1 protein-coding gene and 1 tRNA gene are annotated in these 409 nt (G+C 39.4%); both read left to right on the top strand.

Features of this window, described 5'->3' with window-relative positions:
• Positions 1-189, top strand: a 189-nt coding sequence (locus tag F1E73_RS17420; protein WP_191089080.1) for a site-2 protease family protein, incomplete at its 5' end; no start/stop codon positions are given.
• A gap of 145 nt (positions 190-334) precedes the next feature.
• A tRNA-Asn gene (locus F1E73_RS17415) sits at positions 335-408 on the top strand.
• The last annotated feature ends 1 nt before the right edge of the window (position 409 follow it).

The following is a 409-nucleotide window of genomic DNA, read 5'->3' as shown; positions in this document are numbered from 1 at the left end:
AATATTTTACCGATTCCGGCATTGGATGGGGGGCACGTAATGTTTTTATTATATGAGATGATTTCAGGAAGAAAACCAAGCGAAAAAGTACTGGAGACTGGTCAAATAATTGGTTTTGTGTTGCTTATGGGGCTGATGTTGTTGATTTTCGGGAATGATATCTGGAATATTGTAAAGCGATTTTTATAGCGAATAATTTTTTTTCAAAAAATATGTGTAAAACAATGATTTTTTGTTTGGCGTATTTGAAAAAAGCGTTTATATTTGCACCCGCCTACGGAACGCTAATGGGTTCAAAAGGCAGGCAAGCCGCCTAAAGGCACTGAAATTATACTCCTCCTTAGCTCAGTTGGTTAGAGCATCTGACTGTTAATCAGAGGGTCCTTGGTTCGAGCCCAAGAGGGGGAGC

This window comes from Arenibacter lacus, from assembly GCF_008711145.1.
Classification (GTDB): domain Bacteria; phylum Bacteroidota; class Bacteroidia; order Flavobacteriales; family Flavobacteriaceae; genus Arenibacter; species Arenibacter amylolyticus.
This window is presented reverse-complemented; position numbering and strand designations above follow the sequence as displayed.